The organism is Actinospica durhamensis, assembly GCF_018139695.1.
In the GTDB taxonomy this organism is placed as follows: domain Bacteria; phylum Actinomycetota; class Actinomycetes; order Streptomycetales; family Catenulisporaceae; genus Actinospica; species Actinospica durhamensis.
In genome coordinates this window covers 1-9,327 of record NZ_JAGSOG010000309.1, presented here as the reverse complement: position 1 = coordinate 9,327, position 9,327 = coordinate 1, and the positions used below count along the sequence as shown (strand labels likewise).

At 74.1% G+C, this 9,327-nt stretch carries 8 protein-coding genes; 4 read left to right on the top strand and 4 right to left on the bottom strand.

Translation table 11 applies throughout. The features are described 5' to 3' along the window. Positions 1-118: 118 nt before the first annotated feature. Positions 119-655 (bottom strand): P-loop NTPase family protein, encoded by a 537-nt coding sequence (locus KDL01_RS35455; protein ID WP_212533076.1) that lies wholly within the window; start codon positions 653-655, stop codon positions 119-121. Between the two features lies 1 nt (position 656). Then, a complete protein-coding gene (locus tag KDL01_RS35450) occupies positions 657-1,610 on the bottom strand; it encodes a GlxA family transcriptional regulator (RefSeq protein ID WP_212533075.1) in 954 nt (317 codons plus the stop codon). Between the two features lie 96 nt (positions 1,611-1,706). Here KDL01_RS35450 and KDL01_RS35445 point away from each other — a divergent pair, with 96 nt between their 5' ends. From KDL01_RS35445 to katG, 4 genes are all read left to right on the top strand, one after another. Next, positions 1,707-2,267: a universal stress protein gene (locus tag KDL01_RS35445; protein WP_212533074.1), complete on the top strand. Its 561-nt coding sequence runs from the start codon at positions 1,707-1,709 to the stop codon at positions 2,265-2,267. Between the two features lie 138 nt (positions 2,268-2,405). Next, entirely contained in the window at positions 2,406-4,298 is a 1,893-nt protein-coding gene (locus tag KDL01_RS35440; protein ID WP_246577450.1) for a glycoside hydrolase family 15 protein, read from the top strand. Between the two features lie 268 nt (positions 4,299-4,566). Continuing rightward, positions 4,567-5,004 carry a Fur family transcriptional regulator gene (locus tag KDL01_RS35435; RefSeq protein ID WP_212533072.1) on the top strand — a complete coding sequence of 146 codons (438 nt, stop codon included), beginning with the start codon at positions 4,567-4,569 and terminating at the stop codon, positions 5,002-5,004. Positions 5,005-5,037: 33 nt separating this feature from the next. Beyond that, a complete protein-coding gene (gene katG, locus KDL01_RS35430; protein ID WP_212533071.1) occupies positions 5,038-7,260 on the top strand; it encodes a catalase/peroxidase HPI in 2,223 nt (740 codons plus the stop codon). Positions 7,261-7,360: 100 nt separating this feature from the next. On the opposite strand, the gene KDL01_RS35425 is transcribed toward katG, so the two are convergent. Together KDL01_RS35425 and KDL01_RS35420 are read right to left on the bottom strand one after the other, a co-directional pair. Continuing rightward, positions 7,361-8,158 (bottom strand): ACT domain-containing protein, encoded by a 798-nt coding sequence (locus KDL01_RS35425; RefSeq protein WP_212533070.1) that lies wholly within the window; start codon positions 8,156-8,158, stop codon positions 7,361-7,363. A 115-nt stretch (positions 8,159-8,273) separates the two neighbouring features. After that, positions 8,274-9,327: beta-N-acetylhexosaminidase (locus KDL01_RS35420; RefSeq protein WP_212533069.1), on the bottom strand; the 1,054-nt coding region annotated here is incomplete at its 5' end.

The window sequence follows — 9,327 nt, the reverse complement described above, 5'->3', positions numbered from 1 at the left end:
TCGTGGCGGTGTACATGCGTCGTCATGGCACGGGCATCATCGCACGCCAGGGGCTCGCGGCCGGAAGCGGTCCGGCGGCTGGGATCGGCCGGGGCCCGGCGGGGATCGGGCTTGCGCGTCAGGGTGCCGAGGTCACCCGGGCCCGCGCGAGGCCCTCGGCCCAGGCCCGTGCCTCGCGGGCGGAGGTCAGCCGGATCAGCCGCACGTGCGGGTGCGCGGCGGCGCGGTCGAGGACGGTGGCGCGCTTGCGGGCGTGCTGCCGCCAGGCCACGCGGGCCGGGTGGTCGGGCTCGAGCCAGCCGCGCAGGGTCTCCCGGTTGCCGTTCCACAGCTCGGTCCGGGTGAGCGAGCGGACCAGCGAGCGGCGGATCACCCGGCGCATCACCGTCGCGCGCGGCAGGTCCAGCCACACCACGGTGTCGGCGCGGCGCCAGAGCAGATCGCCGAGCAGGCTGGAGTACTGATCCTCGGTCACCCAGCGCGATCCGGCCGTGAACGCCGCGACCTCGGCCTCGAACTCGGGCCGCTTGACCCAGCCGGGGCCGTGGTGCAGCGCGTCGAGCTCGCGGCGGGGTAGCTCCAGCCGCTGCGCGAGCAGCGTGGCCGTGGTGGTCTTGCCGGCGCCGGCCACGCCGCTGACCAGGATCCGCTCCACCTCAGGCCGCCCGGGCCGGCTCGACCCGGAAGGACCTGCGGTAGTCGGCCGGGGTGAGGCCGACCGCGCGGCGGAAGTGGTGGCGCAGCAGCGCGCCGGAGCCGAGACCGCAGGCCCTTGCGATGTCCTCCACGGTCAGGCTGGTCTCCTCGAGCAGGCGGCGCGCGTGCAGGATGCGCTGGGTGGTGAGCCAGCGCAGCGGCGTGGTGCCGGTCTCGGCCACGAAGCGGCGGGCGAAGGTGCGCCCCGACATCGCGGCGAGGCGGGAGAGGCGGGCCACGTCGAACTCGGCGTCGAGGTGCTCGATCATCCAGTCCAGCAGCGGCTGCAGGCTGTCGCAGGGTTCTTCGGGGACCGGCAGCGTCACGAACTGGCGCTGGCCGCCGTCGCGCTGCGGGGCCACCACCATGTGCCGGGCGATCACGGTGGCCGCGCCGGTGCCGAGCTCGCGCCGCACCAGGTGCAGCAGCGCGTCGATCCCGGCCGCCGTGCCCGCGCTGGTGATCACCGAGCCCTCGTCCACGAACAGCACGTCCGGGTCGAGCGTGACGTCCGGGTAGCGCGTGGCGAACGCGGCCACCTGCCGCCAGTGCAGCGTGCAGCGCCGGCCGCCCAGCAGCCCGGCCTCGGCCAGCGGGAAGATGCCGGAGCACACCGAGACCAGGGTGGCCCCGGCGTCCGCGGCCGCGAGCACGGGTTCGGGGAAGCGCTCCGGCGTTCCGGACACGGCCGGCACGATCACCGCGTCCGCGCCCGCGACCGCGTCGAGGCCGTGGGGCGCGACCAGCCCGACGCCGGTGGAGTCGAGCAGCCGCCCGGGGTGCTCGGCGCACACCCGGAAATCGAAGGCCGGCACGCCCTGCGCCGTCCGGTCGATCCCGAAGACCTCGCAGGCCACGCCGAGCTCGAACGCGGCGGACCCGGGCATCACGACGACGGCGACGGTGCTGAGCATTCTGGATCTCCCGTCCGGCCCGGCCTGGCAGGAACTTATGGGCCCGAGGCAATCGTGCCACTGTGCGGGTCGGGCTGTCGCTCGAATACTGGAGATATGAACGAAACGGACCTATCCCCCGCGGTGCGCCCCGCCCGCGTGGTGGTCGGCGTGACCGGTTCGGCCAGCAGCGCGGCTGCGCTGCGCCGGGCCGTGTACGAGGCGCGGCGTACCGGGAGCGTCCTGGTTCCGGTGCTGGCCTGGGAGCCCCCGGGCGGCGAGACGGTCTACCGGATGGCCCCGGAGCCGCGGCTGGCCGCGATCTGGGCGCACAAGGCCGCGGAGCGGCTCGAGGCGGCGGTGGCGGCCTCCGGCGGTATCCCGGACGACGTGCTGGCCGAGCTGATCGTGGTGCGCGCGCCGGCCGCGTACGCGCTCAACTCGCTCGCCGACCAGGCCAACGACCTGCTGGTGCTCGGGGCCGGGCGGCGCAACCGGCTGGCCCGGTTCCTGCACGGCCACGTGCGCCGCTGCGCCGCGGCCACCGCCGCGGCCCCGGTGCTGCTGGTGGCGCCGCCGACCACGCCGCGCAAGGTGCGCCGGGAGCTGCGCAACCTCACGCCCGAGGACTTCCTGCGGCCGCCGGACGGGCCGGGCGGGCGGCGCGGCCGGGGCTGAGGCAAGGCCGCCGGACCCCTCCGGCGGCCGCCCGTTCCCCCGAACGGCCCTTTCGGGCGGCCGATTCTGACGCGGCCGGTGCACCGTGGACGAGCGGGCCGCGGGTCCGCCCTGCCCGACGCCCCCTGGACCGCCGCGATGCTCGATGCCGACCCGCCCTTCCAACCCGTCCGCCGCGTGCAGGGCTACCTTCCGCTGGAGGACTACGGGTTGATCGGCGACGGCGCGGCGGCCGCGCTGGTGGGGCGGGACGCGACGATCGCCTGGCTGTGCCTGCCCCGGTTCGACGATCCGCCGGTCTTCGCCGGCCTGCTCGACCACGCCCGCGGCGGGACGTTCACCTTCGCGCCGGACGAGCCGTTCGAGGCCCGACAGACCTACCGGCCGGACACCGCCGTCCTCGACACCGAATTGCGCTGCGCCTCCGGAACGGTGCGGATCACCGACGCGATGACGCTGCGGGCCGGGGCCGACCTGTCCGACGACGTCGCGGCCGCGCGCGGGGAACTGGTGCGCTCGGCGCTGGTGCTCGAAGGCAAGGTGCGCCTGCGTTACGCGATCGAGCCGCGCGGCGGCGTACGCACCCGGCCGCTGTTCAGCGGAGTGGAACTCACCCTGCCGGAGCGGCCCGGGCTGCGGCTGCACCTGCGCGGGGACCGGCACCTCGGCGGCACGGGAACGCTCGGCGGCACGGGAACGCAGGGGGACGCCGCGGCGGACGGCATGCGCGGGGTGTACGAACTCGAAGAAGGCGAGAGCGTGAGCCTGTGCCTGTCCTGGGCCAGGGCGCACCGCCACCACCGGTTCGAGCCGCAGGCCACGGTGCTCGGGACCGAGCGGGCCTGGCGGCGCTGGATGTCCGGCTTCGATTATCAGGGCCCTCAAGAGGCGATGGTGCGGCGCTCGGCCGTGACGCTGAAGCTGTGCGACGACTGGACGAACGGCTCGCTGGTGGCCGCGCCCACCTCCTCGCTGCCCGCGCCGATCGGCGGGGTGCGCAACTGGGACTACCGCTACACCTGGATCAGGGACGCCGCGTTCGCCGTGTTCGCGTTGCGCCGCATCGGTTTCGGCAGCGAGGCGGACGCGTTCCTCGGCTGGGTGCTCGACGCGTTCGAGGCCAGCGACGGGCCGCGGATCATGTACACCCTGGCCGGGCTGCCGGTGCCGGACGAGGTGCTGGACCCGCAGCTCGAGGGCTATCGGCGTTCGGCTCCGGTGCGCTGGGGCAACGGCGCGACCGACCAGGTGCAGCACGACGTCTACGGCGAGGTGCTCGACTGCGCGTACCAGTGGATCGAGGGCGGCGGGGAGATCCCGCCGCACCTGTGGGACGGACTGGCCCGGCTCGCCGACCTGGCCGGGAAGCAGTGGCGCACGCCCGACCAGGGCATCTGGGAGGTGCGCAGCCCGGGCCGGGTGTTCACCTACTCGGCCGCGATGTGCCAGGTGGCGATGGACCGGGCGGCCCGGATCGGCCGGCTGCTCGGCCACAAGGAGGCCGCCGCGGCCTGGCGCTCCGGCGCCGAGGATCTACGGGAGCTGATTCTGCGCGAGGCCTGGGACGAGCGGGCGCGGACGCTGACCGAGCACCTGGGCGAGGGCGGCGGGCTCGACGCCAGCCTGCTCGCGCTGCCGCTGCGCCGGGTGCTGCCGGTCGACCACCCGCGGATGGTGGCGACCGCCGCGGCCGTGGCCGAACGCCTCTCGGCCGGCGGCGGCCTGCTCTACCGGTACCTGCACGAGGACTCCCCGGACGGGCTGCCGGGTGACGAGGGCGCCTTCGTGCTGTGCAGCTTCTGGCTGGTGGACAACCTGGCCGGGCAGGGCCGGCTGGACGAGGCGGAGGAGCTCTACGCCTCGCTGTGCGCCCGGGCGAGCCCATTGGGCCTGCTCTCCGAGCAGATCGACCCGACGACGGGGGCGTTCTGCGGCAACTTCCCGCAGGCCTTCAGCCACATCGGGGTCGTCTCGGCGGGTGTGACCCTCGGCCGGGCCCGCGCCGCCGACGCGCCGCGCCGTGACCGGTGAGCGTGGGCGGGTGAACGTGGCGGCGAGCGTGCGAGCGGTGGGTGAGACCACGCCGCGGGTAGGGATGCCGTTGCTGCGGCCCCGGTCGCCGCGCCGGCACGCCGCGCCCGCGGACGCCGGGCCACGTCCGCGGCCGCGGCCGCGGCGGCCAGAATGGTGGCCGCCGCCGTGACCAATGACGCTCCGCCGGACCCGCACTAAACTTTCACGTAACGAGAACTCCTCGTTTTCTTGAACCATTCGTCTTTAGGGAGATAGGGTGGCCGCCATGACCACGTCCGCGACCCCGACCACCGCCGAGCAGCTGCGCGGCGCCGGCCTGCGGGTCACCGCGGCACGGGTCGCCCTGCTCGAGACCGTCAGGCTCGGCGCACACCTGGACGCCGAGGCGGTCGCCGCCGGTGTCCGAGAGCGCGTCGGCCACGTCTCGCTGCAGGCCGTGTACGAGGCCCTGACCGCGCTCACCGCGGCGGGGCTGATCCGTCGGATCGAGCCGCCGGGCAGCGCCGCGCGGTTCGAGGGCCGGGTCGGGGACAACCACCACCACCTCGTGTGCCGCACCTGCGGCGTCGTCGCCGACGTCGACTGCGCGGTGGGCGAGGCGCCCTGCCTGACCGCATCCGAGGATCACGGCTTCGCCATCGACGAGGCCGAGGTCATCTATTGGGGCCTGTGCCCCGGCTGTTCCACCGCCGGCAGCCCCTGAGCACCGTGATCCGCCTACCCCGGAAGGATTGACATGTCTCAGCACCATGACGCACTCGACGTGGACCCCAAGTCGGAGGGCACGGGATGCCCGGTCGCGCACCGGGCGCTCGAGCCGGTCCAGGGCGGCGGCAACCGGCAATGGTGGCCGGAGCGGCTCAATCTGCGGATCCTGGCCCAGAACCCGGTGGAGGCGAATCCGAACGGAGCCGGCTTCGACTACGCCGCCGCGTTCGAGACCCTGGACCTGCCCGCGGTCAAGGCGGACATCGCCGGGGTGCTCACCACCTCGAAGGACTGGTGGCCGGCCGACTACGGCAACTACGGCCCGTTCATGATCCGGATGGCCTGGCACGCGGCCGGCACCTACCGGGTGCACGACGGGCGCGGCGGCGCCGGCTCCGGCCAGCAGCGCTTCGCCCCGCTCAACAGCTGGCCGGACAACGTCAACCTGGACAAGGCCCGGCGGCTGCTGTGGCCGGTGAAGAAGAAGTACGGCCAGTCGCTGTCCTGGGCCGACCTGTTCGTGCTGACCGGCAACGTGGCCCTGGAGACCATGGGCTTCACCACCTTCGGCTTCGCCGGCGGCCGTGAGGACGTGTGGGAGTCCGAGGAGGACGTGTACTGGGGCCCGGAGCACACCTGGCTGGGCGACGAGCGCTACACCGGGGACCGCGACCTCGAGTCCCCGCTGGCCGCGGTCCAGATGGGCCTGATCTACGTCAACCCGGAGGGCCCCAACGGCACGCCCGACCCGCTGGCCGCGGCCCGCGACATCCGGGAGACCTTCGCCCGGATGGCCATGGACGACACCGAGACCGTCGCCCTGATCGCCGGCGGCCACACCTTCGGCAAGACCCACGGCGCCGGACCGGCCGAGAACGTCGGCCCGGACCCGGAGGCCGCCCCGCTCGAGCAGCAGGGCCTCGGCTGGAAGAACGCCTTCGGCACCGGCAAGGGCGGCGACGCCATCGGCTCCGGCCTCGAGGGCGCCTGGACCTACAACCCGGTCGCCTGGGACACCACCTTCTTCGAGATCCTGTTCGGCTACGAGTGGGAGCTGGGCAAGAGCCCGGCCGGCGCGTACCAGTGGAAGCCGAAGGACGGCGGCGCCGCGGACACCGTCCCGGACGCGCACGACCCGTCCAGGCGGCACGCCCCGACCATGCTCACCACCGACCTCGCGCTGCGGGTGGACCCGGCCTACGAGCCGATCTCGCGCCGGTTCCTGGAGCACCCGGAGGAGCTCGCGGACGCCTTCGCCCGCGCCTGGTACAAGCTGACGCACCGTGACATGGGCCCGATAGCGCGCTACCTCGGCGCCGAGGTCCCGAACGAGGTGCTGCTGTGGCAGGACCCGCTCCCGGCGCTGACCCACCCGCTGATCGACGCCGCGGACGCGGCCGCGCTCAAGGAGCGGGTGCTGGCCACGGATCTGACGGTGGACCAGCTCGTCGGCACCGCCTGGGCCGCGGCCTCCTCCTTCCGCGGCAGCGACAAGCGCGGCGGCGTGAACGGCGCGCGCATCCGGCTGCAGCCGCAGCTCGGCTGGGAGGTCAACGAGCCGGACCGGCTGGCCGGGGTGCTGCGCACGCTCGAGGGCGTGGCGCGGGAGTTCAACGCCGCGCACGAGGGCGGCAAGCAGGTCTCGCTGGCCGACCTGATCGTGCTGGCCGGCAACGCGGGTGTGGAGAAGGCCGCGCGGGACGCCGGGGTACCGGTGACCGTGCCGTTCCGGCCCGGCCGCGTGGACGCCACCCAGGAGCAGACCGACGTCGAGTCCTTCGCCTACCTCGAGCCGCGCGCGGACGGGTTCCGCAACTACGTCGGCAAGGGCCAGCGGCTTCCGGCCGAGTACCTGCTGCTGGACAAGGCGAACCTGCTCACGCTCACCGCGCCGCAGCTCACCGTCCTGGTCGGCGGCCTGCGCGTGCTCGGGGTCAACCACGGCGGCTCCTCGGTCGGCGTGTTCACCGACACCCCCGGGCAGCTGACGAACGACTACTTCGTCAACCTGCTCGACCTGGACACCACCTGGACCCCGACCTCCGAGGACGCCACCGCGTTCGAGGGCCGGGACGCCTCCGGCGCGGTGAAGTGGGTCGGCAGCCGGGTGGACCTGGTGTTCGGCGCGAACTCCGAGCTGCGCGCGCTGGCCGAGGTCTACGCGAGCGACGACGCGCAGGAGAAGTTCGTGCACGAATTCGTCGCGGCCTGGGACAAGCTGATGAACCTGGACCGGTTCGACCGCGCCTGATCGGACGATGATACACGGCATCTGATAAGAAACCCCTCCGGCCGGCCCGCGCAGACGGGCCGGCCGGAGGGGTTCTCCGTGCTCGGCTCAGCCGCCCGGCTCAGCCGCGTTCGCGGCAGGCGGCGTGCGCGGCGGCGAGGTCCACCACGGACCGGGCCCTGGCGCGTTCGACGGCGGTGAACGGCAGGCCGGGCCGGCTCACCGTGACCACGCCGCCGTCCGGACCGCGCAGCACCAGGTCCGCCTTCCAGGCTCCGGCGGTGGCGTCGTCCCAGGGCGCGGCGTCGGCCGGGTGGATCTGCACGTGCTCGGCCTCGAGCAGGTCGGCCAGCACCGCCTCGAGCGAGTCGGGGCGCCGGGCGAGCCGGGCGGCGAGGTCCAGGGCGCGGGTCGGGGCGTCCACGAGGGCGAGCAGGTCGGTGGGAACAGCGCAGGTCGCGCGCCCACCCACCGCCCGTACGGCGTCGCACAGCTGCTGCGCCGAGGTCTCCGGCGGGGTCTCGACCAGGAACTCGTCGACGACCACGCCGGCGGCCGCGGGCTGCGCGTCCAGGCCGTGGATGTTGGCTCCCACCGCGGCCAGCGCGCCGGCCAGCACGGCCAGGCGGCCGGGGGTGTTGTCGATCTCGGTGCGCACCCGCCACACGACCCCGGTGACCGTCTCGTCGGCCGACGCGACGGCCGGCTCCCGCGGCGGCGCGTGGTCGCTGCGGCGCAGCCAGACGTGGTGGCCCACCGTGGTCGTGATCAGGGCCAAGCCGAGGGCGATGAGCAGGACGATGCCGTGCCGGTGCTCACCGAAGACGTCGGCGAAGGCGTCGGCGGCCCCGGCCGTGGCGAGCAGCGAACCGAGCTCGACCAAGTGGTGGTGGTGTCGGAGCGTGTTCTGCAGTGTCATGCCTCTACGATGCCCGCGGGAGGTTTCAAGATCCGGCGCGGCCGGTGACGCAGCGGTAAAACCAGGTGGCCGGAGCCGGTGCAGTACGACGCAGTACGGCGCGGACCGACGCCCTTCAACTCGGGCGCGGCCGGCCCCGGACTCCGGGGCGGCGCTGCCACGGAAGCGGGCCGTCGGCGGGGCGGTACTCGACGCCGAGCGCGTCGAGCCGGGTCAGGTGCGTCGCCATCCGGGTGCTGAAGTCGGCGAAGTCGCGGGCGGCCGGATCCAGCGGCAGCGCGGACCAGGCGACCTCGGCGAACGCGCACAGCCGGGGGAAGACGTGGTAGTCCACCGACCGCACGCTGTCCATGAACTCGGTCCACACCTGCGCCTGCGTCCCGAGCACGTGCCGCGCCGCGTCCGGCTCCGCGCGCAGCTCGGGCGGCAGCGGCTCGAACCGGTAGACGTCCTCGAGCGTCCGGGCGATGCCGACCGGGATCGGCTCATCCGGATGCTCGGACTCGCGGTGGTCCAGATAGACGTGCTGCTCCGGGCACATCACGACGTCGTGCCCCGCCCGCGCCGCCGCGATCCCGCCTTCGTAGCCGCGCCACGACGCGACCGCCGCGCCCGGCGCGAGCCCGCCCTCCAGGATCTCGTCCCAGCCGATCAGCCGCCGCCCGCGCTCGGCCAGCCAGCGGTCGAAGTGCCGGATGAACCAGCTCTGCAGCTCGTCCTCGTCCGCGAGCCCCTCGCGCCGGATCCGCTCCTGCGCCCGCGCACTGGCCCGCCACTGCCCCTTCGGGCACTCGTCGCCGCCGATGTGCACGAAGGCGGAGGGGAACAGCTCGAGCACCTCCTCGAGCACGTGCTCGTAGAAACGCAGCGTGGCGTCCTCGACGTTGAGCACGTCCGGGCTGATCCCCCAGTCGGTGAACGGGGTGGGCGGATTCGAGACCACGTCGACGTTCCCGAGCTCCGGATACGCCGCGATGGCCGCGCGCGAGTGCCCCGGAATGTCGATCTCCGGCACGACGGTGATGTGCCGTGCGGCGGCGTACGCCACGATCTCGCGCAGGTCGTCCTGCGTGTAGTAGCCCCCGTGCGGCCGCGCGTGGTCGCTGCGGCGCAGCCAGACGTGGTGGCCCACCGTGGTCGTGATCAGGGCCAAGCCGAGGGCGATGAGC

Coding starts and splice junctions, on each gene's coding strand:
- KDL01_RS35450 (WP_212533075.1), bottom strand. CDS start 1,610: ATGCTCAGCACCGTCGCCGTCGTCGTGATGCCCGGGTCCGCCGCGTTC.
- KDL01_RS35425 (WP_212533070.1), bottom strand. CDS start 8,158: ATGACACTGCAGAACACGCTCCGACACCACCACCACTTGGTCGAGCTC.
- KDL01_RS35445 (WP_212533074.1), top strand. CDS start 1,707: ATGAACGAAACGGACCTATCCCCCGCGGTGCGCCCCGCCCGCGTGGTG.
- KDL01_RS35440 (WP_246577450.1), top strand. CDS start 2,406: ATGCTCGATGCCGACCCGCCCTTCCAACCCGTCCGCCGCGTGCAGGGC.
- katG (WP_212533071.1), top strand. CDS start 5,038: ATGTCTCAGCACCATGACGCACTCGACGTGGACCCCAAGTCGGAGGGC.
- KDL01_RS35435 (WP_212533072.1), top strand. CDS start 4,567: ATGACCACGTCCGCGACCCCGACCACCGCCGAGCAGCTGCGCGGCGCC.